Genomic DNA, 25,223 nt, shown 5'->3' with positions numbered 1-25,223 from the left:
CGTTCAGTTTTCAAAGAACTTGTCCGTCGCTCAGAAGCGACTTCATCATATTAACATCTTCATTTTTCGATGTCAACCATGTTTTTTAATTTCTTTTTTGTCGTTTTCTGCGTTTCCGCATCAGCGACGTTTATTAATATACCATCATGATTTTGAAATAACAAGTGCTTTTTATAAAAAACACAAAAAAATTCCCTTTCCCTACTTTCTTCTATAGAAAGGACCATTATCCTTTCTACTTAAAATAACTATTTTGATTGTATACAAGTTACTATACACCACCATCACCCAAGCGGTATTTCACAATAAGTTCCTGACTTTTAATCCTCTTCCTTTTAAATTTCGTAATAACCACGACTCTACTTAAGATGGAAAAGTACACATTTAAACGTAAAGTAACAAAATAAGTTAGTTACAAGAAACGAAACTACTATCCTAAAGCAAAACTTTAATTAGTGCTTTTTCTCACCAATCAGGAATCTTCCTTCACAAATAACGAAATCCCCCTCGAAATATTAACTTAAGATTATTGTTAGAATTTTTTTACATTTAATTAATGAAAAATATCCATTTTTTGTTATATAGTAAGGGAGTGCCAAAAAAAACTATAAATAAACTAATGGAGGAATTATCTTATGGATAGGTTAACAAAATTTTCATTAAAAAACCGAGCTGCTATCATTATCATGGTTTTTCTCATTTCCATACTCGGCGTTTATTCCGGTTCTAAATTACCTATGGAATTTTTACCAAGCATCGATAACCCCGCAATAACTGTTACAACATTATCTCAAGGGCTCGATGCTGAAACGATGACCAAGGACGTAACTGATCCTCTCGAAAAACAATTTCGTAATTTAGAACATATCGATGGCATCACTTCTTCCACAAACGAAGGATTATCACGCATCGACATTGCATATACATCCAAGGCAAATATGAAAGACGCGGCACGCGAAGTTGAAAAAGCAATTAATACGGTTAAATTACCTAAAGATGTAACTAAGCCTGTAGTTAGCCAATTAAACACTTCTATGATTCCACTCGCTCAAATTACCATCCAGAAGCAAAACGGATTTTCAAAAGCTGACGAAAAACAAATCGAGAAAGAAATCGTACCACAACTCGAAAGTATTGACGGTGTTGCCAATGTCATGTATTTCGGAAAGTCAACTTCCGAATTATCCATCTTACTTGACCCTAACCAACTAAAAGATAAAAACGTAACATCAGAGCAAGTATTAAAAGTTTTACAAGGAAAAGAAACTTCCACTCCTGCTGGAGCAATTACCGTTAATAAAGAAGAATACAATCTTCGTGTCATCGGGGATATAAAAAATGTAAATGACATTAAAAATATCAACGTTACGCCTCAAGTAAAATTACAAGATGTCGCTCAAGTCGAACTAAAACAACATTACGATACAATCTCACACATAAACGGGGAAGAAGGAACAGGATTAGTCATAATGAAAGAGCCGAGTAAAAACGCGGTTGCAATCGGAAAAGAGATTGATAAAAAGATTAAAGATATAAGCAAGCAATATAAAGATCAGTTTTCTATTAAACTTCTAGCTTCAACTCATGAGCAAGTTGAAAATGCTGTTACTAGCATGGGAAAAGAAGTAATCCTTGGGGCAATTGCTGCAACTCTAATTATCTTAATCTTTTTACGCAGCTTCCGAACAACACTCATAGCTGTCGTCAGTATTCCATTATCTATTTTATTAACACTGTTTTTACTCCACCAATCTAACATTACACTTAACATTCTAACTCTTGGTGGCTTAGCCGTTGCCGTGGGACGTCTCGTCGATGATAGTATCGTTGTAATCGAGAACATTTTCCGTCGTTTACAAAAAGAAACCTTCTCTAAAGATATTATTCTTGATGCAACGAAAGAGGTCGCTGTCGCAATCACCTCTTCCACTTTAACAACAGTCGCAGTTTTTTTACCTATCGGTCTCGTATCAGGAGTAATCGGTAAACTCATGTTACCTATGGTATTAGCAGTTGTATATTCTATTTTATCTTCCTTAATCGTTGCATTAACAGTTGTTCCACTTATGGCTTTTTTACTACTCAAAAAAACAAAGCATCGTAAGCCGAGTTCTTCACCACGATATGTCGCTACATTAAAATGGGCTCTTTCTCATAAATTTATCATTCTACTTACTTCTTTTTTATTATTCGCAGGATCAATCGCTGCCTACATACTACTACCGAAAGCGAACATAAAGTCTGAAGATGATACAATGCTATCCGTCAACATGACATTTCCAACCGATTATGAGTCTGAAGCTAAAAAACAAAAAGCCTTTGATTTCGAAAAGAAACTACTCTCTAATCCTGATGTAACAGATGTTATTTTACGAATGGGATCCAGCGCAGAAGATGCACAATGGGGACAGACAACTAAAAACAATCTTGCAACTATATTTGTAGTCTTTAAAAAAGGATCTGACATCGACCAATATATTAAAGAGTTAAAAAAAGAACATACAGCTTTCGAACCAGCTGAACTTGATTATATAAAAACGAGTTACTCTGACGCTGGCGGCGGAAACAACTTACAATTTAACGTAACAGCTACTAACGAAACAAATTTAAAAAAGGCCGCTAACATCGTCGAAACAAAACTAAAAAGCATGGACTCTCTCTCTAAGGTAAAAACAAATATAGAAGCATCTAAAAAAGAATGGCAAATTCATATCGATCAAACAAAGGCTGAGCAACTAGGTTTAACACCAGAATTAGCAGCACAACAAGTAGCATTCCTTATGAAGAAGTCACCTATCGGGGAAATCTCAATTAATAATGAAAAAGCAACGATTATGATAGAACACAAGAAGGAAGCCATTAACAAGCAAACAGATATTCTAAACACAAACATACTATCACCTATTAATGGGCCAATCCCTTTAAAAGACGTTGCAACTATTTCAGAAAAACAACTTCAAACGGAAATCTTCCATAAAGATGGGAAAGAAACGATTCAAATTACTGCAGAAGCTTCAAGTGAAGATTTAAGCAAAGTAAGCGAAGAAGTAAACAAGACGATAACCGACTTAGATTTACCTAACGGAGCAAAAGTAAATATCGCAGGTGCTACTGAATCTATGCAAGAGAACTTCACAGACTTATTTAAAATTATGGGGATTGCAATTGGGATTGTATATTTAATTATGGTTATCACATTCGGGCAAGCACGTGCTCCTTTTGCAATTTTATTCTCTTTACCATTAGCTGCTGTTGGCGGTATTTTAGGATTAATTATTTCAAGAACACCTGTTGATGTAAATTCATTGATTGGCGCATTAATGTTAATCGGGATTGTCGTTACAAATGCTATTGTATTAATAGAAAGAGTTCAACAAAATCGGGAAAACGGTATGGAAACAAGAGAAGCTTTACTAGAAGCTGGTTCCACTCGATTACGCCCAATTATTATGACAGCCATAACAACAATCGTCGCTATGCTACCACTTCTCTTCGGGCAATCTCAAGCAGGAAGTATGGTATCCAAAAGTCTAGCCGTCGTTGTAATTGGTGGTTTAGCCGTTTCAACCGTCCTTACACTAGTCGTTGTTCCTGTTATGTATGAACTATTAGATAAAATCGGGAGAAAAAGACGCTCCCGCAGAAAAATAAGTACTTCTACAGAAACACCTGATATTTAAACCCAAAAGGCGTTATCTTCAATTATGAAGATAACGCCTTTTTTATCCCTCTACCTATCCATAAATATAGTCCAGCACTTTTTTCGCATACTCAATTAAAATTCAACAATCGTATAATGCATCCCTTCAATATTAAAATATAAAAAGAACCCCCTGCTTATAAACAGAGAGTTCTTCTTTGTAACCTATGCCGCTTTTACCTTCTTCGTCGTTTTACGACTTTTTTTCGTTCCTGTAAAACGCTTGTGTAATACAGATGCTACAAAACGCGAAATGATATTGAATAGTAATACCATAATAATTAATACAGCTGCAGATTTTGTCGCAATTAACTTCGCATCTGGGATAATCCCTTCCGAATTTAACTTCCAAATGTGAACTGCTAACGTTTCAGCTGGTCTAAATGGATTTAAAGGATGCGCCGGACTTGAAAAGTCCGCTGCTGAATTTAAAATTGGAGATGTTAAACCCGCTGTGTAAATTAATGCTGCCGCTTCACCAAATATACGCCCCGCCGCTAAAATAATCCCTGTAATGATTTGTGGTAGTGAAGACGGAATAATAATACGGACAATTGTTTGCCACTTTGTTGCACCTAATCCAAGACTCGCCTCTTTTACATTATGAGGAACTTCAGAAATCGCATTTTCACAAACACGTGTTAAACCAGGTAAGTTTAAAATAGTTAAAGCAAGAGCACCACCCATTACTGTGTATCCCCAACCTGTCATTGTAACAAATACTAACAAACCAAATAATCCAACAACAATAGAAGGTAAAGATGCCATTGTCTCAATACATAATCGAACAAAACTTAAAAAACGGCCTTGTTTTGCATACTCCGCTAAATATATTCCAGCCCCTAATCCAAGAGGAATAGATATAATAAGTGTTAGAACAAGCATGTAGAAGGAATTGAATAACTGCGGACCAATGCCACCACCAGCTCTTGTATTACTTGGTTCTCCAAACAAGAAATTAGGATCCCAAAATCCCCATCCCTTTTGTAAAATTTCAAACACTAAGAACACTAGCAAAGCCACAACTAAAGCTGCAACCGCATAAAAGATACCCGTCCAAACTTTATTTACCGTTCTTGCATTCATTATTATCGCTCACCTCTTTGACCAATCGCTCGAATTACTAAAATAAACAGGAATGAAATAACAAGCAGAATCATCGCTAATGTCCATAACGCATTGTTCCAAGCTGTTCCGTTCAATGTATTCGTCATATCCATTGTCAGAATACCCGTTAACGTTGCTGTTGGACTATATATTCCTTCCGGTAATTTAATCGTGTTCCCGATTACCATTTGAACCGCTAACGCTTCACCAAAAGCACGCGCTAACCCTAAAACAATACCTGTTAAAATTCCTTGTTTTGCAGCAGGAACAATAACTCGGCTAATCGCTTGCCATTTCGTCGATCCTAGACCGTAAGAAGCTTCCAAGTAATCAAACGGAACAGAACGTATTGCATCAGAGGCGATACTAGCAATAGTAGGTAAAATCATAATACTTAGGACGATAATACCAGCAATTAAACTAAAGCCCACTCCCCCAAACGAATCACGTAATAAAGGAATTAAAATCGTAACCCCTAATAATCCGTATACAACTGACGGAATACCAACTAATAATTCTAAAACAGGCTTTAATACTTTATTCCCAAACTTTGGCGAAATTAAATTCATGAATATAGCAAGAGCTATAGCAATTGGCGCACTAATAACAACAGCACCTAACGACACAAGCGTCGAACCGACAATAAAGATTACAGCACCATACGTACCTTGATCAGCATTTGGATTCCATTTTGTCGAAGTTAACACCTCAGATAATGAGATACCACTTTGCGTGAAAGATTGAATTCCTTTGCCGCAAATAAACGCAATAATAGCTAATGTAACAAAAACAATAAAGATACCACAAAACGTAACGAGTGTTCTTCCTATATATTCACTCTTTACGTAATTAATTTGTTTTTTCCCCTTCATCACAGAACAGACCCCACTTCATAGATTGAAATGAACAGGACTGGCCTTGCAGCCAGCCCCATAAAATTTTATTACTTATTTAATTTAGACATCGGAATGTAACCCATATCTTCTACTTGTTTTTCGAAATCTTTACCTTTTACATAGTCAATGTATGCTTTTGTCGCTTCTTTTGCCTCACCTTTAGTTACCATGTACTCGTAAGACCAGAATGGATATTTACCAGCAGAGATGTTTTCAACTTTCGGTTCAGCACCATCAATTTTCACAGTTTGCAATGCACCTTTTTTATCGCCAACCATGTAAGACATTGCTAAATAACTGATTGAACCTGGAGTAGAGTTAATCGCTTGCTCTACTGCACCATTAGAATCTTGTGTAGTACCAGTTCCATCATTAATTTTCGCATCTTTCATAACTGTTTTTTCAAATGTAGCACGTGTACCAGATGAAGCTGGACGATTAATTACGTTGATTTTTTCATCTTTTCCGCCTAACTCTTTCCAGTTCGTTACTTTTCCAGTGAAGATATCTTGCACTTGTTTTACTGTTAAGTTATCAACTTTTACATCTTTATTTACGACAAGTGCGAATGCGATACCCGCTACCTTGTTATCTACTAATTCTTTCGCTTTTTCAGCATCTTTTATTTTATCTGAAGCCGGAACATCCGAATTACCAATTTGTACTGCACCAGACGCTACTTGGTTAATCCCTGTTCCACTACCGCCACCTTGAACTTGAATAGAAACTTTTGAATTTTTCTCCATGAATTTCTTTCCAGCTTCCTCCGCAAGAGGTTGAAGAGCTGTAGAGCCAGCCGCTGCAATCGTACCTGATAATTCTTGCTTTGCATTATCGTTTCCTTTAGCAGCTTCCTTATTATCCGTACTTTCTGCTTTTCCACATCCAACTAATGCACCTGCAACAACTAAAGCCGCTAAAGAAAATTTAATACCCTTTTTCATAACCATGTCTTGTACCCCCATTTGGATTATCACTTTTCGAATTCATCTTCTTTCGAACACAAATTCATTGTAGGACAACAATATTATGTGAGTGTTAAGCAATTTTTAAGTTTAAGTAAATAGAGATAACATCCCGCAAAAGCTAGACATTCCAACATTTACAGTTAAAACAGCCAACAAAACCCACACTAACCACGCAGTATTGTAAATTTATTCTTAACAATGTAAATCCAATGTAAATATTTTTCTTTATTTTGCCCTTTAAGTTAAAACTATATTTACAATTCCCCTATATTTTTTAACTTTTACACTCTTGCCTTATTTACATTAAGAAGAATTTCAGTAATATTTTTCGGTACAACCAAATAAATTGGAACAATTCTAAAAATAAATGAATATTTTTAAAGTACTAATTGACAGCATCATCCAATGTAGTCTACTATATTAGTAGCAAAAAGTTTACCTAAGGAAACTTTTTAAACTCAAACTAAAAATATAGAGATGAGGTAACTTTTATGGTATCGGCTAAAACAAAACCACTTTCCGAATTTACAACGGGAGAGTTTGTACAAATTGAGAAGATACAATTAGAAGGAACTATGAAACGACGTTTATTAGATTTAGGCTTTATTCCTGGGGCGACGATTAAAGTACTACAACGCAGTCCACTTGGAGACCCGGTCGCTTATCAAGTAAGCAACACAACTATTGCACTGCGTAGTGAAGAAAGTTCCCTTATTTTCGGGGTATTAATAGGAGATGATTTCAGATGAGTAACCATCGCATTGCTTTAGCTGGTAACCCGAATACCGGGAAAAGTACATTATTTAATACTTTAACAGGCTTAAAACAACATACTGGAAACTGGACGGGGAAAACTGTTTTAAAAGCTGAAGGGGAATATGAGCATAACGGAAATATATATACAATAATAGATTTACCTGGAACTTACTCACTGTATTCAAATTCAGCAGATGAAGAAGTCGCACGAGATTATATTATATTTGAAAAGCCAGAAGTAACTGTGGTTGTTATAGATGCAACTGCAATGGAAAGAAATTTAAATTTAGCACTCCAAGTGATGGAAATGACAAACGATGTAGTCATTTGTATTAACTTAATTGATGAAGCAGAGAAAAAGGGAATCGTTATTGATGAAAAAAAATTAGCAAAATCACTTGGTGTACCGGTAGTTAAAATTTCAGCACGAAACCGAGTTGGTATCGGACATTTACTAAGTGTCATTACTAAAGTAGCAACAAAAAGGCTCATTCCTACACCAATTAAAATTACTTATAATGAAAAAATTGAAAATATGATTCAAGAATTAGAACCACAAATTTATAAAGTGTTCGGTGATACGTATCCAGCACGTTGGATTGCGCTACGTATTTTAGATGGAGATAAAAATTTCTTAACTACACTTCAAAAACATCATAACGAACCGCTTGTAAGGGAGGTCGTAATAAATGGAATCTCACTCAGCCAGTAAAGCTCTTCCATTAGACTATATTATCCAACATGCACAAACACTCTCAAAAGAAGATATACGAGATGATATTGTCGGAGATATTTATCGAACATCTGCAAACATATGTAAAGAATCTGTTCAATATACAAATACTGATAAATTATATCGTTCCGAAAAACTAGATAAAATTTTCACATCTCCAATCTGGGGATTCCCAATTATGCTCGGTATTTTATCTATCATTTTTTATCTTACAATTGCAGGCGCTAACGTACCATCTGATATGCTTGCTGAGTTCTTCGGCTGGGCAGAAGGATATTTAACATCTTGGTTCCAAGTAATGCATGCACCCGAATGGTTACATGGCATTTTAATACTTGGTTTATTCCGTGGTATCGGAGCCGTTATTAGTGTTATGTTACCACCTATGGCCATTTTCTTTCCTATGTTCGCCCTATTAGAAAACTACGGATATTTACCACGTGTCGCATTTAATATGGACCGCTTATTCAAGCGATCTGGTGCACACGGTAAACAATCTTTAACAATGGCAATGGGATTTGGTTGTAATGCAGCTGCCATTATGTCGACACGTATTATTGAATCACCACGTGAACGTATGCTTGCAATCTTAACAAACAACTTCGTTCCTTGTAACGGTCGCTGGCCTATGTTAATTTTAATGGCTTCACTATTTATGGCTGCTGGTTATACAGGTAGCATGCAAACATTTGTTACTGCAAGTGTCGTAGTTGGAATGGTTGTAATTGGTGTTATTATGACATTAACCGTTTCTTGGGTACTATCAAAAACAGCTTTAAAAGGCGTTCCAACTCACTACACACTTGAGTTACCACCATACCGCAAGCCAAAAATTTGGAATACAATTGTGCGTTCAACGCTCGATAAATCGATATATGTTTTAAAACGAGCTGTAATTGTAGCTGCACCTGCCGCTGTATTAACTTGGATACTTGCTAATATTTTCGTTGGTGACACTAGCTTACTTATGCACTTTGTAAACTTCCTGGATCCATTCGCTAAAATGTTAGGACTTGACGGTTTTATTCTAGCAGCGTTTATTCTCGGACTACCAGCTAATGAAATTGTTATTCCAATTTTATTAATGTCTTACTTATCAACTGGCGCTTTAACTGAAATAGATGATTTTAATCAAATTAAAAATCTATTCTTAGAACACGGTTGGACTTGGTTAACTGCGTTAAACACAATGTTGTTCTCACTTCTTCATTTCCCATGCGGAACAACACTGGTTAACATATATAAAGAAACAAAAAGTGCAAAGTGGACATTCTTATCGTTTGCAATCCCTACCGTTATCGCCATTGTTGTTACATTCCTCTCTACACAATTGGTACATTGGTTAGGGCTTGTATAAAAACTAAGCATACATAGAAGGCATCCCCCTTCACCATATGCTTAGTGCATAAAAGAAACCTGAAAATCATTCAGGTTTCTTTTTTTCTTTCCACGGCTGCGCTCCATACGTTGTAATTTTTTTATTAATAAAGTATATAGCTCCTGGAAGAATCGCCATCAATATCGCGCAACTAATTCCTAATCCAGTAAACAACTTACATCACCTTATTTCACTCTCTTCGGTAAAGCTGATCCCGAATGTTCAATTATAGGATGAACATGAACAATTACTTCAGCGTTACTAAAATAATTTTCACCTTGATCCCAATTCTTACTTATTTTTTTCCACTCTTTATAATTATGTCGCTTATATACTTCACCTAATCCCAATACATCTACCTTATATTTTTTTTGAACAAGTTTTACTGATTTCTGGATACGTTTCTCCATTTCCTCCGCAATATTTTTCTTTAATCGATTTTCATTCATAATTTGTTTATTATCACTAAAATGCAACTCAGCCAAGGTCCCATCTAGAGATAAATGAATATCAAACTTCGGTTTTGTAGCATTTACCGTAGATACTTTAATCTTCCGGTGTATCTTATGAATTTCATATGTAATAAGCTGGCCCTTTTTACGGATAGTAAAAAAACCTCCAATTTTTTTACCTATTACATAGTTCATTCCTAACGTTTGTTCTCCACTCAGCATTCCAACACACTTATTATCCTTTCCACGAAATAAAGCAGCCCCATCCATCTGAACACCTTGCTTCGTTAAACTTAAAACAGGTAGCGCAAAACTTTGCTTTGAAATCATTTTCTCCTGTACTTCACCAATTCTTGCCGCCTCAATCATTTGAGCATTTTTCGGAGGATGATCAGCTAACATATCAATGTATTTCGCCGGTAAATTTTCAGGCTTTGCACTTTGTTTTAAAATAGCTTCCGCATTTTTCTTCGAAACGAACAAACGAATATTCCTTCTCATTTCATGATCGCGAATATATATATCTAACGTATTTTGCAAAACATACGGACCTGAAAGTAATTCTTTAGAAAAAATTATCACTTGTATATGCGGAAAGAATAAGGAACGACTAATTTTTTTAGCAATAATTCGTATTTGCTCAAAAACACTATCGGCTTTTGCACTAACATTAATATAATTCTTACTCTCCCCATCGCCTTGAGTACCTTGTGGCGTTAACTTACTTGGGAGTACCATTTGGTATGTGCCCTTCATCACCGGATTAGATTTCTTTTCTTTCACAATATCATAAGCCGCCCCTACCACAAATCCCCTTTCTTCGATCTCTTCTAACTCAGAACACCCACTCATCAAACTAGCCAAAACAGCACATATCATAATTTTAAGAAGGTGCTTCATTTTTACCATTCCTTCTTTTTATTTTATATACAATTAAAACTAACAAAGGCGCTAATACAACAAGCCCCATATCAATCCAAGCTAAATAAGTTCCATAATGTGATAAATCGTCTAAATTACCAGGTATCATATTCACCATAAAAATAATAGGGGCACTTACAAAAATGAAAATATGTTTCTTCACTTTCGGAAACATGGCACAAAATAATAAAGACGCGACGTCATAATATATTGCTGTAGTGTTATAGACAGTAATAATCCAAGTAGTAAAAAAGATCGCATCAAACCTTTCTAAAAATCCTCCTCCAATTTCAATTTCTTTCCCTAATTCAATCGTTGGATATGTCAGTCCCCTAGTTGTCATATAGGTAAAAACACTAATACAAGTTATATAAATTAAAATGTACGAAAGCACATTTACCATCACTGCTTTTGCAACTGCCAACGGTGCTTTTTTGGCTGTGTCATTTAACATCACCGCATAAAACAAAGCTACCTCAAATCCAATAAACGTAAAAACAGAGCTTTTAACTCCTACAGCATATTGCCTTACGTCCGTTTGAAAAGCCGGTAGTAAATTATCTATTTCCATTAAGTTCACATTCAATAAAGAAAGCAGTACGATTGCAATAAAAACGATAGGTAAAAATAAAACGTTTAACCTTAATAAAGCCACTCTCGATCCTGCTACTCCATAAACAACAACTAATAGGAAAAAGAAAGACAATAGTTGTATTGGTGTATCATTAAATAAATACGTTTGTGAAATAATTGCAATCATGCGCGATTCATATGCGGTCAAAGCAACAAACGTTAATACTAAAATGGTACTAATCGTGTATGCCACAGGCTTTGTCAAATGCGCACTCGTATATTGAACAAAGTTTTGTTTCGGGAATAGAATTGCCACCCTCGTTACAAACCATCCTAAACATGCACATATCAATCCTCCAGCAAGCAAAATAATCCAGCCATCTGAAAATAGAGTTTGCGTAGCGACGTCTCGTGGCATAGATAATGCCCCTATACCAATAATGACTGAAGATACCGCAAAACCAAGCTCCCGGGATCCAATTTCTTCATCTCCGTATTCAAATGGTTTCAATTATTCTCGCTCCTTTGGACGTAATGTAGAGTCTTTCGTTTGTAAATATTCCGGTCTCTCTTTCAACATTGCCTTCGGCAAACGGACAATCTCTTCTTTCCAATCTTTATGAAACGCAGGAGCAATAGGCGTTGTATAAGGTACCCCAACACTCTTTAAATTCGTAATATGAATGGCAAGTGCTATAAGAGCTAAAATAATTCCATACAGCCCAAAAGCAGTTGCGGCTAATACAAAAACGAAAAGTAAAATCCTAAACGTAATCGTAATGCTATACACAGGCAGTGAAAATGTAGCAATTGCTGTAACCGCAATAATAATGACTAAAAACGGATTTACAATCCCCGCACTTACTGCTGCTTCTCCAATTACAAGGCCACCTACAATCCCAATGGTTTGTCCCATCTGTTTTGGTAATCTAATTCCAGCTTCTCTTATTAATTCCATCGTCAATGCCATCATTAATGTTTCAATATAAGCAGGAAACGGTACACCTTCCCTCGCACCTGCAATTGAATAAGCCAATTTAGAAGGAATAAGTCCTTGGTGATATGAAACTAGCGCTACATACATTGCTGGCATTAAAATCGCAATTATACCGGAAATCATTCGCAAAACCCTTAATAACGTACCAATTATCCAGCGCTCATAATGATCTTCTACTGATTGAAAAATATCAACAAATACTAATGGCGCAATAAGTGCAAATGGTGATCCATCTACTAAAATGGCCGCTTTTCCCTTCGCTAATGAGGCCACAATACTATCAGGCCTTTCTGTATTCAAAAACTGCGGAAATGGCGATAAATTATTATCCTGAATTAATTGTTCAATCGTACCTGTTTCCAAAACGACATCTGTCACTATCGATTGAAGACGACGATCTAACTCTTTTACAATGAAAGGATTAATAATATCTTCTATATATACTATGGTCACTTCTTTTTGCGATCTTTCCCCCATAATATAAGATTGAAATCGTAGCTTTGGATCACGTAAACTACGGCGAATTAACATTTTATTTACATTAATATCTTCATTTAGTCCAATCCTCGGTCCACGTATTAAATCTTCTGTTACAGGTGGTTCTAGACTTCTTTTTTCCCAAGCCCTACTATTAATAACAATAGCCGTTTGAATATTATCAATTAATATAACTGTGTCTCCTGTTAAAATCGCATTTATAATATCTGGAAATTTTGTTTTCGTACTGACTTCTGCAATAGAAATAAAACGATCTAATAATGTTTGAACAACAGCTGCTTCATTTGGTACTTCTTCATATTGAAGTGTACGAACTACATATTTATAAACATTATCCTTATCTGTTAATCCACATAAAAAAACAACCGCACAACGTGTAAAACTTCCCGCAAGAGCAACTTCTCTAATCGTTAAATCATTAGGTGAACCTAACTCACCCCTGATTTCCTTCATAACTTCAAACAAGTTACCTTTCAACTCTAACAATTTCCCCACCTAACTTCCTTTTTAACAAGTTTTTAGTTAGATTCCGCTAATAGAAGTAAATATATACAAAAAAGAGCTATCTCTTTTCAAAGATAGCTCTAACACGCGAATTACTTTTCTACTATTATATTGTCCGTCTTTATAGATACACTTTTCGTGAGTCCACTCACTACAAACATCACAACAATATTAATTAACAATGCGACTATACCTACATTCAAATCTTTTATATATTGCGGTACCCCTGGAAACATCGTAGCTATAGTAGAACCAGATAAAGTGATATATGCGACAACTAACAGCCCAATTCCCATCCCCGCAATCGCACCTTGTTTCGTAATAATTTGCCGAGGAAACAAACTACATACAAGTGCAGGGAAAAGTTGCGTAACTATACTGTATCCCATTAAAAGAAGCGCCCCTATTGTTTCTCCACCTTTAAAGGTGAACAAAACAGCTACAAGCGTTACTACAGGAACAAATAATTTCGCCACTTTAGCAACTTGTCTATCTGAAGCAGATGGGACCATTGTTCGGTAAATATTTTTTGCTAACAATGTAGAAGCGGCCATGACAAGCATGGAACCTGGAACTAATGCTGTTAAAACTCCAGCACTACCAATAATCCCAATAAACCAAGGGTCAAAGGTTTGAAGAGCCAGACGGAATAACGAAAGATCTACATCCGCTCCCTTTAATCCAGGAACTTGTAATATAGCAGCAAATCCTGCAAAGAATACGAAAAGTAAAACTAAAGAATACAGTGGCATAATTGCCGCGTTTTTTCTAAATACTTTTTCGTTTTTTGCAGAAAAAGCAGAAGCAAATGTATGAGGCCACATATAAAAACCGAGAGCAGTTAATACAATAGTAGAAACAAACCAAGAAATGCTCATTCCTTCATCAGGTAAAGATAAAAATCCTGGTTTTGCTGCTTCTACAGCTTCGAACATCGGCTGAAATCCTCCGTAATAATGATACGGTAAATATATACCTAAAAACATAACGATAAACAGTATCATAATATCCTTCAAAGCGGCTGTCCAAGCAGAGCCGTGTATACCTGAAACCATTACATATATAGTTATAACAATAGCACCAATCCATACTGCAATAACAGGTGACACTCTTCCATACGAAGCTTCTGAAACGATAATTCCTAGTCCCTTTAACTGTAAAACAAGATATGGAATAATAGAAATAACACCAACAATTGAAACTATTACCCCAAGCATCTTACTTTTATATTTCTTCGCAAAAAAGTCCGGCTGCGAAACAAGGTTATGTTCTTTTGCATACTTCCAAATCGGTGGCAATAAAAAATACGATAAAATATAAGCTAGCGCGCCATAACCTAAAATATAAAATGTAGGTGCCCCTTTACTATACGCCCATCCACTTCCTCCTAAAAATGTGAACGTCGTATAAATTTCGCCTGCCATAAGGAGAAAAACGAAAATAGTTCCAAACCCTCTTCCGCCAACCGACCATTGTTCTAAATTCATATCTTTTCCATGTTGTGCCCGAATCCCTAAAAATAGTGCTAGAAATAAAAATAAAATAATGATAAGTAATGCTATCATCCTATATCCCCCTTATTAGCAGGATCAAATAAATATACAAGCCCCATACATAGAGACGTAATGGGCACTGATAACAATACCCATAATAATAAAAATGGCATCCCCAATACGTAAGGAGTGACTGAATTCGCAAATACTGGTCCAACTACTAAACAAAGAACTGGAATAAGCGCTAGCACATGTATTTTCTTCATCTCATTCTCCTTTATTTATAAAATTCATAATGGCTGATACAAAAACTTCCACTCCAATTGGTAATGCGTCTTCGTCAATTGTAAAACGAGGATGGTGATGCGGATATATAATTCCCTTCTCTTCATTTCCTGCCCCTATAAAAAAGAATGTCCCTGGTGCCTTTTGTAAAAAGGCTGAAAAATCTTCTCCTGCCATCGTTGGTTGTAAACGCACAACCCGTTCTCTTCCAAAAAGCTGTAATGCCGTATGTTCAATAAGCTCTGTCACTTCATAATCGTTCACAACTGGTCGATATCCATACTCATAAGAAAATGTATACTTAGCACCGTAGGATTCTGTAATATGTTGTACAATCCGTTCAAGCTTCTTCTTTGTTTCTCCTCTTAATTCATGCCTTAAACTTCTCACTGTCCCTTCAATCTCCGCTTGTTCCGGAATAACATTATGAGTTGTCCCAGAATGAAATTGCGTAACAGATACTACGAGAGAATCTAACGGATTCGTGAGGCGAGATACAATTTGCTGGATTTGCGAAACAATTTGTGCACCGATCGCGATACTATCGACTGTTTCGTGCGGAATTCCAGCATGTCCACCTTTTCCCTCTATCGTAATTTTAAAAACATCCGGTGCCGCCATCGCCGGGCCATAAATTACACCTACTTTTCCAACTTCTAATGAAGCCCACAGGTGAGCACCAATAATGTAATCCACACCTTCCATTACTCCCGCTGCGACCATTTCCTCTGCACCACCCGGAAAATTTTCTTCTGCATGTTGAAATAGAAAACGAAGTTCCCCTTTAACTTTTTCTCTTTCCTCTACCAACTTATGTACTACACCAAGCAATATCGCCATATGGCCATCGTGACCACATGCATGCATCACACCTGGATATGTAGAAATATAATCAAACTTATTTTCTTCATGAATAGGAAGAGCATCCATATCAGCACGGACCGCGATTGTTTTACCAGGCTGTTTACCAATTAGCCTTGCCATTACACTATATTTAGTAGGGCGCGAAACTTCTAAATATGGGATTTTCCGAAGTATGTCGAATACAAATTGAGATGTTTTTTCTTCTTGAAAAGATAACTCTGGATACTTATGAAAATGCCTTCTCCACTCAATCAACTGATTCTTTGATAAAACAAGTTCCTTTGCGACATCCATTTCTCTTCTCCCCTTCTTCACTAAGTTAACTGTTATTATAACGTGAATAGTTAACTTTTAAAAGAATCTTCTGAATTTTCAATAATAAATACTTAAAAATAAAAAGCCACCCTCAAGATGACTTTTCATTATTACAAAATAGTAATTGCTTGTTTCCCCATTTGCTCCCATGACTTTTCAAACTCTGCTCGCGGAACAGCTTTACGTGGGTTATTTGCAAGAGGATCATTCATATATACAAAATTTTGATCGTATCCAATTACGATTACACTATGCTCATAATATGTAATTTTTACTTCTCCTGAACTTGTATTCCACGTCTCAAAGCTATCTTCTGAAAGTGGTTTAAACGTCGTATTCGCAATTACCCATACAGGTGATCCCGAACTAATTACTTTATATAAATCTTGCACTTCTCTACCTGTTAAATTAATGACTTTTTCGGGAACATACTTTTCTGCTAATTTAAAGATTGGTTGATGATACACACCGTACCCTTGCTCAGATTTCGTATAAATATTCCCGACAAACCCTTCATAGGGATTCCCACGCAAACCATCTTGTTCAAATGGGACACGATGAATTTCACTAGCAAGTTGCATCTTATCTACTTGTACACCTTTATGTTGCAACAACATCGCTAAACTCGTGACTTCACACCCACGAGGTAATTCAGGTAATTGCTTTATAAATGGGACATCTTCAATCATTGCTGCTTCTTTCATTTCAGATAAGAAATCTAGACGTAACTCTTGTGCCTTTTGCATAATTTTATTCTTCCATACGAAAAAAGCTACGCAAAGTATAATACCTAAAATAAAAATATATTTTAACTTTTTCATCATAAACCAAACTCCATTATATCAATTATTTTAAAGTCGTGACTTCTACCATTGTACCTTTCTTCTTACTAGTTTGCTAGAAAGATTCTGTGAATTATTATTCGCAGATATCGTTTTAAAATTCTAATTATTTTTAATAAAAAGAAAAAACAATATACTTTCTCTGAATATTTTGCTAAAATCAAAATTGTTAACATAGTGAATGAATCACAATTCCCTTCACTACGTTAACAAACATTCTAGGATATTTAGTCATAGTTAGTTTTTCTTTTACATACTCCATTCATTTCATAACAAAATAAACCGAGTATGTTTTTCATCCCCCACTAATGATTAAAACCCCAGAATGAAATCAAGTTAACACATACAAGAAAAATACGGGGTGAGGGGCATATGAATCAACAAGTAGAACAAACAGATTTAAAACGAACAATGAAAAGTAGACACTTATTCATGATTGCACTTGGTGGAGTCATTGGAACAGGATTATTTATGGGCTCTGGACAAATCGTCCATAATGCCGGACCAGGCGGAGCTATTCTTGCATTTTTAGTCGGTGGTTTCGTTATGTATTTAACGATGTTATGTCTTGGTGAATTATCAGTAGCTATGCCAGAAGCAGGTTCATTCCAAAGTTATGCAAGCAAATTTATTTCACCTGGTTTTGGATTTGTCGTCGGTTGGATGTATTGGTTAAATTGGGCTGTTACAGTTGGAGTAGAGTTAACGACTGTTAGTATTTTAATGAAACGTTGGTTTCCAGACGTTTCTTCGTGGATTTGGTGTGTTATATTTGCAGCAGCACTCTTTCTTGTGAACGCTTTATCAGCGAAAGCATATGCAGAGACTGAGTTTTGGTTCGCTAGCGTAAAGGTTGCAACAATTGTTGTCTTTATTGTACTTGGAGGCGCCGTTATGTTCGGTTTTCTCGACTTTAATGGAAATCCAGCTCCAATGCTTCATAATTTCACTGAAAATGGCGGACTATTTCCAAATGGTGCACTAGCAGTTCTTCTTACGATGATTACAGTAAATTACTCATTCCAAGGAACTGAACTTATCGGTATTGCTTCAGGTGAAAGCGAAAACCCTGAAAAAACGATCCCAAAAGCTATAAAAAACACAATTTGGCGAACTCTATTCTTTTTCGTCTTAGCAATCTCAGTTGTTGTAGGTTTACTCCCATGGCAAGAGGCTAATCTAGTTGAAAGTCCATTTGTACTTGTATTTGATGTAGCTGGTGTTCCATATGCAGCAGACATTATGAACTTTGTTATTATTACAGCTGTATTATCTGTAGCTAACTCTGGTCTATACGCAAATTCTCGTATGCTTTGGGCGATGGCAAAACAAGGCATGGCAAGTCCAGCTTTTACAAAGCTAACTAAAAAAGGTGTACCGCTAAACGCATTAATTTTCAGCCTAATTTTTGCAAGCCTTTCTTTATTAACGAGTGTATTTGCGGCAGATACTGTCTTTTTAGTTCTAACATCTATTGCAGCAATGGCAGCTGTTGTCGTTTGGATGTCGATCGCAGCTTCACAATTTTTCTTCCGTAGAGAATTCGTGAAAAATGGCGGTGACATAAAGGATTTAAAATATCGTACACCACTTTATCCAGTAGTTCCAATCGTAGCTTTTTCACTCAATTTCATTACATTTGTTAGTTTAGCTTTCATTCCAGATCAGAGAATTGCTCTTTTTTGCGGGATTCCATTTATGATTATCTGTTACATTTTATACCAAGTAAAATATAAAAAAGTTGTCACATTTGAACAACAACAAAATATAACTCAGGAAATAAACTAAATATACTAAATATTCAGCTATCTTCCTTATGATAAGATAGCTTTTTTCTATTTCTTGGATATCTTGGTATAACTTTATTTAACTTAAAATTTTCACAATCACGTTTTTCTCTGGAAAATAGTTTACAATGTAATCAAGTTACAAATGATATTCACCTTAAAAAGCGTGCATTTGTGTCTATTTTTTAACAATATGACAAAAACTATTGCCTTCTATAAATTAATAGGTTTATATTGTTTTATTGGCATAGTTTCAATCCAAGGAGAAAGGAGATTTTCAATCGTGCAACTAAAGAAAGCGTTTTGGAAGTTGGCTTCGCTTCTTCCGTTATCATTACTTCTGTTCCTCGGTGGCTGTGATAAGAAACTCGCAGTATTAAATCCGCAAGGACCTGTTGCAAAAGCACAGTATGATTTAATTGTTTGGTCATTCGTGCTTATGTCATTAATTATCGCAATTGTATTCATCTTGTTTACAGTCATCTTGATTCGTTATCGTGAAAAACCAGAGAATATGGACTATGAGCCACCTGATCAACACGGTAACACATTATTAGAAATTATTTGGACGCTTGTCCCTGTTATTATCGTTATCGCATTATCGATTCCAACAGTAAAAGCAACTTATGCTTCGGAAGAGGTTCCGAAAGAGTCCAAGCATATTAAACCAGTTGAAATTTATGTTACATCTGCAAACTGGAAATGGTTATTTAGTTACCCAGAGGAAAAAATTGAAACCGTTAACTATTTAAACATCCCAGCTGGTGTACCTATTCAATTCAAACTGACTTCTGTAGGTCCAATGAATGCTTTCTGGGTTCCAGAACTTGGTGGTATGAAATACACTATGGATGGCATGATCATGGATTTATATTTACAAGCTGATAAACCTGGTTCTTACCTAGGTCGTAGTTCGAACTTCTCTGGTGAAGGATTCACTCATATGGAATTCGAACTTGAAGCAAAAACACAAGAAAAGTATGACAAGTGGGTAAAAGAAGTACAACAAACTGCTCCTAAACTAACAGAAGATAAGTACAACGAAATTGTTAAACCTGGTGTAGTTGGTCGTATGACATTCTCTAGTCATCACTTAAGTTATGTAGATCCAAAATCACTTGAATATTGTGATTACAACTACTACAAAAACAAAAAATAATAGCTATTATTCCAACAGATTGGAGTGAACACAGTGAAGCTTGATGAATTTTTTGTCACAGGTGACCCAATTATTTACGGTGCTGACGCATCTATCGTTCTTGTGACATTAGCGATTCTTTTCGTACTAACAAAGTACAAAAAATGGAGATGGCTTTGGGACGAATGGTTGACAACTGTTGACCATAAAAAAATCGGGGCCATGTATATTATCTCTGCGGTTATAATGTTATTCCGTGGTGGTATGGACGGTTTAATGATCCGTGCACAATTAACATTCCCAGATACAACTTATTTAAACGCTGAACACTATAACGGAATCTTTACAACACATGGTACAGTAATGATTCTTTTCATGGCAATGCCATTCGTTATGGGGTTAATGAACCTTGTAGTACCATTACAAATTGGTGCTCGTGATGTTGCATATCCGTTCTTAAATGCTTTAAGTTTCTGGTTATTCTTTATCGGAGCAATGTTATTCAACATCGCTTTCGTTATCGGTGGTTCACCAGACGCTGGGTGGACTTCTTACTTCCCAATGGCGGGTACAGAGTTTACTCCTGGTGTAGGAAATAACTTCTACGCAATTGCATTACAGATTTCAGGTATCGGTACGCTAATGACAGGTATTAACTTCCTTGTTACTATCTTAAAAATGCGTACACCTGGTATGACATTAATGAGAATGCCAATGTTTACTTGGTCAATCTTAATTACAACAATTATCATTATTTTCGCTTTCCCAGTATTAACAGTAGCTCTTGCATTAATGACATTTGACCGTCTATTTGATGCTCACTTCTTTACGATGGCGAGCGGCGGTATGCCAATGTTATGGGCCAACCTATTCTGGGTATGGGGTCACCCTGAAGTATATATCGTTATTTTACCGGCATTCGGTATTTTCTCTGAAATCATTAGTACATTCTCACGTAAACGTCTATTCGGTTACAGTGCGATGGTGTACTCAATGGTCGCAATTTCTTTACTAAGTTTCGTCGTATGGCTTCACCACTTCTTCACGATGGGTGCAGGTCCAGCGGTTAACTCATTCTTCTCGATTTCGACAATGGCGATTTCGATTCCAACCGGGGTTAAGATCTTTAACTGGTTGTTTACACTGTATAAAGGACGTATTCGTTTTACAGTTCCAATGCTTTGGTCATTGGCATTTATTCCAAACTTCGTAGTTGGTGGAGTTACAGGGGTTATGCTTGGAATGGCAGCAGCTGATTATCAATACCATAACAGCTACTTCCTAATCGCTCACTTCCACTACGTATTAATCGCAGGTACAGTATTTGCTATGCTTGCTGGATTCACATTCTGGTATCCAAAAATGACAGGTCATATGCTAAATGAACGCCTTGGTAAATGGACATTCTGGATCTTTATGAGCGGATTTAACATCTGTTTCTTCCCAATGTACTTCCTAGGTTTAGATGGTATGACTCGTCGTATGTACACTTACTCTGCAAGTCTTGGATGGGGTTGGTTAAACCAAATCGCATCTGTCGGCGCAGTAATGATGGGTGTCGGATTCGTACTTCTTTGTTACAACGTAATTTGGAGTGCACGTCACGGTGAACGTGATGTTACTGGAGATCCATGGGATGGTCGTACACTTGAATGGGCAACTCATTCTCCTGTACAACATTACAACTTCGCGAAACTTCCTGAAATTAAAGAAGCTGATGCTTTCTGGTACATGAAACAACGCGGAGAAACAGTTACACCAGCTGCAGAAGAATTAAAACCAATTCACATGCCAAGTAACTCTGGTGTGCCTATTATTGCGTCTGCATTCTTCGGTCTTGCAGGTTTTGCATTAGTATTTAGCTGGTTCTGGCTTGCAGCAATCGGCGGCGTTGGTATTTTAGCTTGCTTAATCTATCGTTCATTCGATTACGATGACGGTTACTATATCAGTGTTGATGAAATCAAAAAAACAGAACATGTAGCATGAGAGGTGAAATGATATGGCGGCTTTAGATAAAAGCTTACCTTTGGAATATCAATCCGAGCAAAGCAGATTGAACATCCTAGGATTCTGGATTTTTCTTGGGGCTGAAATTATGCTGTTCGCAACACTTTTCGCCTCTTATCTAGTACTTGCTGGTCGTACGGCAGATGGCCCAACACCAGCGCAATTGTTTGAACTTAAAACACTTTTAATTCAAACACTACTACTTTTAACAAGTAGTTTCACATGTGGTATCGCAATTCATGAAATGCGTAAACACAACCAAAAAGCAATGCTTGGATGGTTCATCTTTACATTACTTTTAGGTGCAGGTTTCCTATTCTTCGAGATCGAAGAGTTCATTATGTACGTTGGTGAAGGCGCAACAATTCAAACAAGTGCTTTCTTATCTGGATTCTTCGTTCTTCTTGGAACGCACGGAGCCCACGTAACAGGTGGTATCATTTGGGCAACTTGTGTTATCATCCAAATTTTAAAACGAGGTTTAACACCAGTTACAGCTCGTAAAGTGTTCATTATCAGCTTATACTGGCATTTCCTTGATCTTGTTTGGGTCTTTATTTACACACTAGTTTACTTGAACGGGATGGTGGCGTAAATGGCTCAAAATAACAATCAAGCAAACGGGCATGCGCATAGCGGATTCCCATGGTCACACGTTTTCGGATTTATTTTATCGCTTGCACTAACGTTTCTAGCGTTATACGTGGCACTTTACACAAGCCTGCCTCTTTCAACGATATTAACAACTATCATCATAATGGCAGTTGCGCAAGCATTATTACAATTAATTATGTTCATGCACTTAAAAGAAGGAGAAGGAAGAGTTCAAATTCTTACAATGATATACAGTTTCTTCGTTGCAACAGCAACAGTTGGTCTTACTGTATGGATTTTCTTCTCAATGTAATTTGCATGAAAAAGACTGCTGAGGAATCTCAGCAGTCTTTTTTTATTCCCTCCCCTATTGCATCCACATTACGGAATTAACAACAGAATCATGAAAAATATACTTATTATGACAAATGTTAAGAAAACTCTTTCTTTATGAAATCGAACCCATATGCGTTGATTTTCTACCTATAATATGGCTAAATAGGTACTATATTTATTTGAAGGGAGAGAACGCAATGGAACATCATTCTTCTGTTCTATCACTTATGGTTGTCGTTGCAATCGCGTTTTTCGTTCCCCTTTTGTTACAACGCTTTAAATTAAAAGCACTTCCTGTCGTTGTCGCAGAAATTATCGCAGGAATCTTTGTAGGTAAAAGTGGATTTAACATCATTGAGCCAGATATGTGGCTTCAAGTCTTATCAACACTAGGTTTTATCTTCCTAATGTTTTTAAGTGGTTTAGAAATTGACTTTTCTATCTTTAAACAAAAAGGGAAAAAGAATACGACAAACGAACCGAACACATTCCAAGCAGCAAGCATTATCTTCTTATTTATTTTCATTTTATCTTATGCCCTATCGTTAATATTCGTATGGCTAGGATTCGTAGACAATGCAATGTTCATGACTTTAATTATCTCAACTATTTCCTTAGGTGTTGTCGTACCAACATTAAAAGAAAATAACTTAGGAAAAACCGCAATCGGGCAAATCATTTTATTAGTCGCTGTTATTGCAGACTTAGTTACAATGATTTTACTCGCTGTATTCGTCGGATTAAATTCCGAAAGTGGCCAAAGTATGTGGCTTCTACTTCTTCTATTCGGCGCTGGTATTATAATTTACTTTATCGCAAGACGCTTTAAAAATATTCCATACCTAGAAAGCTTAAAAGCCGGTAGTGTACAAATTGATACACGAGCTGTTTTTGCACTCATCTTAATATTAGTTGGATTATCTGAATCCGTTGGAGCAGAAAACATTTTAGGAGCCTTCTTAGCAGGTGTACTCGTATCTTTATTATCACCAAATGACGATATGGTTGAAAAACTCGATTCCATCGGATATGGTTTCTTCATCCCTATTTTCTTCGTAATGGTTGGTGTAAATTTAGAAGTATGGTCTATTTTTAAAGAGCCTTCTAGTATGCTAATGATTCCAATTTTAATTGTGGGACTCTTTATTTCAAAACTATTGCCATCACTCGTCTTACGAAAATGGTACCCACGCAATATCGTACTCGGAAGTGCTATTTTGTTAACATCAACACTTTCTTTAGTTATTGCGGCTGCACAAATCGGTGAAAAGCTAGGTATCATTAGCCCAAGTTTATCAGCATCCCTTATTTTAAGTGCAGTTATTACTTGTATTTTTGCACCTATATTATTTAAAAAGATGTTTCCAAAAGTGGAAACACCAAAACCGAAAGTATCTATTATTGGCGCGAGCAGAATTACCCTTCCGTTATCACTTGATTTGAAGCGCGAAGATTATGACGTAACGCTATATATGATACGCCAGAATAAAATAAATGATGAGGAAGTAAAATCTCATGACTTCCCTATCGTGAAACTAGATGAAATCACAATCGAATCATTAACTGAACAAACAGCATTTGATGCAGACCGTGTTGTTGTTGCGACAAGTGATGATGACCAAAACTTATTATTAGCAGAACACGCAAAAGAATTAGGTGTTGAACACGTCATCGCAAGTGTAGAAGATCCCCTTCTACACGAAAAAGCAACGCAAGAACATATCGCTGTATTCTCAACTATTAACTCTACACGTATTTTATTACGTGCACTTATTGATAAACCAAGTCTCGTCCGCTTAATTACAACAGCGAATGAAACAGTGCGTGAGGTTGAACTACGTAGCAATAAATATAATGGCTTAGCACTTCGTCGCCTTCCGTTTTTAGGTGATGTACTTGTCATTCAAATTTACCGTGGTAATAAAGCATTAATACCACATGGTGATACGAAATTACAACACGGTGACATTTTACTTGTAACAGGTTCAAAAGAGCATATTGATACAATGAAAAACATACTAGAGTAGAAAAATGCCCCTCACATAATTGAGGGGCATTTTTCCAATTTCATATGGT

General features: G+C 36.3%; 21 protein-coding genes. 10 read left to right on the top strand and 11 right to left on the bottom strand.

What is annotated here, in order from left to right:
• Positions 1–635 precede the first annotated feature (635 nt).
• Positions 636–3,680, top strand: a complete 3,045-nt coding sequence (locus tag U860_RS0119800) for an efflux RND transporter permease subunit (protein ID WP_025149867.1) — start codon at positions 636–638, stop codon at positions 3,678–3,680.
• 185 nt (positions 3,681–3,865) lie between these two features.
• Here the strand turns inward: U860_RS0119800 and pstA are convergent, their stop codons facing one another.
• The 3 genes from pstA to U860_RS0119785 all read right to left on the bottom strand — a co-directional run bounded on the left by pstA (position 3,866) and on the right by U860_RS0119785 (position 6,653).
• Complete coding sequence (pstA, locus tag U860_RS0119795; protein ID WP_025149866.1) at positions 3,866–4,786, bottom strand: phosphate ABC transporter permease PstA; 921 nt, start codon at positions 4,784–4,786, stop codon at positions 3,866–3,868.
• A gap of 2 nt (positions 4,787–4,788) precedes the next feature.
• Positions 4,789–5,679, bottom strand: coding sequence for a phosphate ABC transporter permease subunit PstC (gene pstC / locus U860_RS0119790; RefSeq protein WP_025149865.1), 891 nt, complete (start codon positions 5,677–5,679; stop codon positions 4,789–4,791).
• 71 nt (positions 5,680–5,750) lie between these two features.
• Positions 5,751–6,653, bottom strand: coding sequence for a phosphate ABC transporter substrate-binding protein PstS family protein (locus U860_RS0119785; protein WP_025149864.1), 903 nt, complete (start codon positions 6,651–6,653; stop codon positions 5,751–5,753).
• A gap of 509 nt (positions 6,654–7,162) precedes the next feature.
• Between U860_RS0119785 and U860_RS0119780 the strand changes: the two genes are divergently transcribed.
• The 3 genes from U860_RS0119780 to U860_RS0119770 are packed head-to-tail and all read left to right on the top strand — an operon-like array spanning position 7,163 to position 9,517.
• The gene (locus U860_RS0119780) at positions 7,163–7,420 is read left to right on the top strand and encodes a FeoA family protein (RefSeq protein ID WP_025149863.1); all 258 of its coding nucleotides are present in this window, start codon (positions 7,163–7,165) and stop codon (positions 7,418–7,420) included.
• A complete protein-coding gene (locus U860_RS0119775) occupies positions 7,417–8,139 on the top strand; it encodes a FeoB small GTPase domain-containing protein (protein ID WP_025149862.1) in 723 nt (240 codons plus the stop codon). The genes U860_RS0119780 and U860_RS0119775 overlap by 4 nt, the downstream gene beginning before the upstream one ends.
• Positions 8,117–9,517 (top strand): nucleoside recognition domain-containing protein, encoded by a 1,401-nt coding sequence (locus tag U860_RS0119770; protein ID WP_025149861.1) that lies wholly within the window; start codon positions 8,117–8,119, stop codon positions 9,515–9,517. Before U860_RS0119775 ends, U860_RS0119770 begins: the two co-directional genes overlap by 23 nt.
• 66 nt (positions 9,518–9,583) lie before the next feature.
• Here U860_RS0119770 and U860_RS36900 read toward each other — a convergent pair whose 3' ends face one another.
• The 8 genes from U860_RS36900 to U860_RS0119730 all read right to left on the bottom strand — a co-directional run bounded on the left by U860_RS36900 (position 9,584) and on the right by U860_RS0119730 (position 17,261).
• Positions 9,584–9,712, bottom strand: coding sequence for a hypothetical protein (locus tag U860_RS36900; protein WP_081806810.1), 129 nt, complete (start codon positions 9,710–9,712; stop codon positions 9,584–9,586).
• Positions 9,713–9,723: 11 nt separating this feature from the next.
• The gene (locus U860_RS0119760; protein ID WP_025149860.1) at positions 9,724–10,890 is read right to left on the bottom strand and encodes a Ger(x)C family spore germination protein; all 1,167 of its coding nucleotides are present in this window, start codon (positions 10,888–10,890) and stop codon (positions 9,724–9,726) included.
• On the bottom strand, positions 10,874–11,995 hold the full coding sequence (locus U860_RS0119755) for an endospore germination permease (RefSeq protein ID WP_025149859.1): 1,122 nt from the start codon (positions 11,993–11,995) through the stop codon (positions 10,874–10,876). Before U860_RS0119755 ends, U860_RS0119760 begins: the two co-directional genes overlap by 17 nt.
• Positions 11,996–13,474 carry a spore germination protein gene (locus U860_RS0119750; protein ID WP_025149858.1) on the bottom strand — a complete coding sequence of 493 codons (1,479 nt, stop codon included), beginning with the start codon at positions 13,472–13,474 and terminating at the stop codon, positions 11,996–11,998.
• Positions 13,475–13,575: 101 nt separating this feature from the next.
• On the bottom strand, positions 13,576–15,048 hold the full coding sequence (locus tag U860_RS0119745; protein ID WP_025149857.1) for a sodium:solute symporter: 1,473 nt from the start codon (positions 15,046–15,048) through the stop codon (positions 13,576–13,578).
• Complete coding sequence (locus tag U860_RS0119740) at positions 15,045–15,242, bottom strand: DUF3311 domain-containing protein (RefSeq protein ID WP_025149856.1); 198 nt, start codon at positions 15,240–15,242, stop codon at positions 15,045–15,047. The genes U860_RS0119745 and U860_RS0119740 overlap by 4 nt, the downstream gene beginning before the upstream one ends.
• A 1-nt stretch (position 15,243) precedes the next feature.
• A complete protein-coding gene (locus tag U860_RS0119735; protein ID WP_025149855.1) occupies positions 15,244–16,419 on the bottom strand; it encodes an amidohydrolase in 1,176 nt (391 codons plus the stop codon).
• A 131-nt stretch (positions 16,420–16,550) separates the two neighbouring features.
• Positions 16,551–17,261, bottom strand: coding sequence for a C39 family peptidase (locus U860_RS0119730; RefSeq protein WP_025149854.1), 711 nt, complete (start codon positions 17,259–17,261; stop codon positions 16,551–16,553).
• Between the two features lie 393 nt (positions 17,262–17,654).
• Between U860_RS0119730 and U860_RS0119725 the strand changes: the two genes are divergently transcribed.
• The 6 genes from U860_RS0119725 (at position 17,655) to U860_RS0119700 (ending at position 25,174) form a co-directional block, all read left to right on the top strand.
• The gene (locus tag U860_RS0119725; RefSeq protein WP_025149853.1) at positions 17,655–19,070 is read left to right on the top strand and encodes an amino acid permease; all 1,416 of its coding nucleotides are present in this window, start codon (positions 17,655–17,657) and stop codon (positions 19,068–19,070) included.
• Between the two features lie 282 nt (positions 19,071–19,352).
• The gene (locus tag U860_RS0119720; RefSeq protein ID WP_025149852.1) at positions 19,353–20,228 is read left to right on the top strand and encodes a cytochrome aa3 quinol oxidase subunit II; all 876 of its coding nucleotides are present in this window, start codon (positions 19,353–19,355) and stop codon (positions 20,226–20,228) included.
• Positions 20,229–20,261: 33 nt separating this feature from the next.
• Complete coding sequence (gene qoxB, locus U860_RS0119715; protein ID WP_025149851.1) at positions 20,262–22,196, top strand: cytochrome aa3 quinol oxidase subunit I; 1,935 nt, start codon at positions 20,262–20,264, stop codon at positions 22,194–22,196.
• Between the two features lie 13 nt (positions 22,197–22,209).
• A complete protein-coding gene (gene qoxC / locus U860_RS0119710; protein ID WP_025149850.1) occupies positions 22,210–22,812 on the top strand; it encodes a cytochrome aa3 quinol oxidase subunit III in 603 nt (200 codons plus the stop codon).
• Positions 22,813–23,124: a cytochrome aa3 quinol oxidase subunit IV gene (gene qoxD / locus U860_RS0119705; protein WP_002174911.1), complete on the top strand. Its 312-nt coding sequence runs from the start codon at positions 22,813–22,815 to the stop codon at positions 23,122–23,124. It begins immediately after the preceding gene.
• A 220-nt stretch (positions 23,125–23,344) separates the two neighbouring features.
• Positions 23,345–25,174: a monovalent cation:proton antiporter family protein gene (locus tag U860_RS0119700; protein WP_025149849.1), complete on the top strand. Its 1,830-nt coding sequence runs from the start codon at positions 23,345–23,347 to the stop codon at positions 25,172–25,174.
• Positions 25,175–25,223: the final 49 nt, after the last annotated feature.

The organism is Bacillus sp. H1a (assembly GCF_000633475.1).
Taxonomy (GTDB): Bacteria; Bacillota; Bacilli; order Bacillales; family Bacillaceae_G; genus Bacillus_A; species Bacillus_A paramycoides.
The sequence above is the reverse complement of the archived record's forward strand: the minus strand, read 5'-3'. Positions and strand labels throughout refer to the sequence as shown.

Coding starts and splice junctions, on each gene's coding strand:
- U860_RS0119800 (WP_025149867.1), top strand. CDS start 636: ATGGATAGGTTAACAAAATTTTCATTAAAAAACCGAGCTGCTATCATT.
- pstA (WP_025149866.1), bottom strand. CDS start 4,786: ATGAATGCAAGAACGGTAAATAAAGTTTGGACGGGTATCTTTTATGCG.
- pstC (WP_025149865.1), bottom strand. CDS start 5,679: ATGAAGGGGAAAAAACAAATTAATTACGTAAAGAGTGAATATATAGGA.
- U860_RS0119785 (WP_025149864.1), bottom strand. CDS start 6,653: ATGGTTATGAAAAAGGGTATTAAATTTTCTTTAGCGGCTTTAGTTGTT.
- U860_RS0119780 (WP_025149863.1), top strand. CDS start 7,163: ATGGTATCGGCTAAAACAAAACCACTTTCCGAATTTACAACGGGAGAG.
- U860_RS0119775 (WP_025149862.1), top strand. CDS start 7,417: ATGAGTAACCATCGCATTGCTTTAGCTGGTAACCCGAATACCGGGAAA.
- U860_RS0119770 (WP_025149861.1), top strand. CDS start 8,117: ATGGAATCTCACTCAGCCAGTAAAGCTCTTCCATTAGACTATATTATC.
- U860_RS0119760 (WP_025149860.1), bottom strand. CDS start 10,890: ATGAAGCACCTTCTTAAAATTATGATATGTGCTGTTTTGGCTAGTTTG.
- U860_RS0119745 (WP_025149857.1), bottom strand. CDS start 15,048: ATGATAGCATTACTTATCATTATTTTATTTTTATTTCTAGCACTATTT.
- U860_RS0119740 (WP_025149856.1), bottom strand. CDS start 15,242: ATGAAGAAAATACATGTGCTAGCGCTTATTCCAGTTCTTTGTTTAGTA.
- U860_RS0119735 (WP_025149855.1), bottom strand. CDS start 16,419: ATGGATGTCGCAAAGGAACTTGTTTTATCAAAGAATCAGTTGATTGAG.
- U860_RS0119730 (WP_025149854.1), bottom strand. CDS start 17,261: ATGAAAAAGTTAAAATATATTTTTATTTTAGGTATTATACTTTGCGTA.
- U860_RS0119725 (WP_025149853.1), top strand. CDS start 17,655: ATGAATCAACAAGTAGAACAAACAGATTTAAAACGAACAATGAAAAGT.
- qoxC (WP_025149850.1), top strand. CDS start 22,210: ATGGCGGCTTTAGATAAAAGCTTACCTTTGGAATATCAATCCGAGCAA.
- qoxD (WP_002174911.1), top strand. CDS start 22,813: ATGGCTCAAAATAACAATCAAGCAAACGGGCATGCGCATAGCGGATTC.
- U860_RS0119700 (WP_025149849.1), top strand. CDS start 23,345: ATGGAACATCATTCTTCTGTTCTATCACTTATGGTTGTCGTTGCAATC.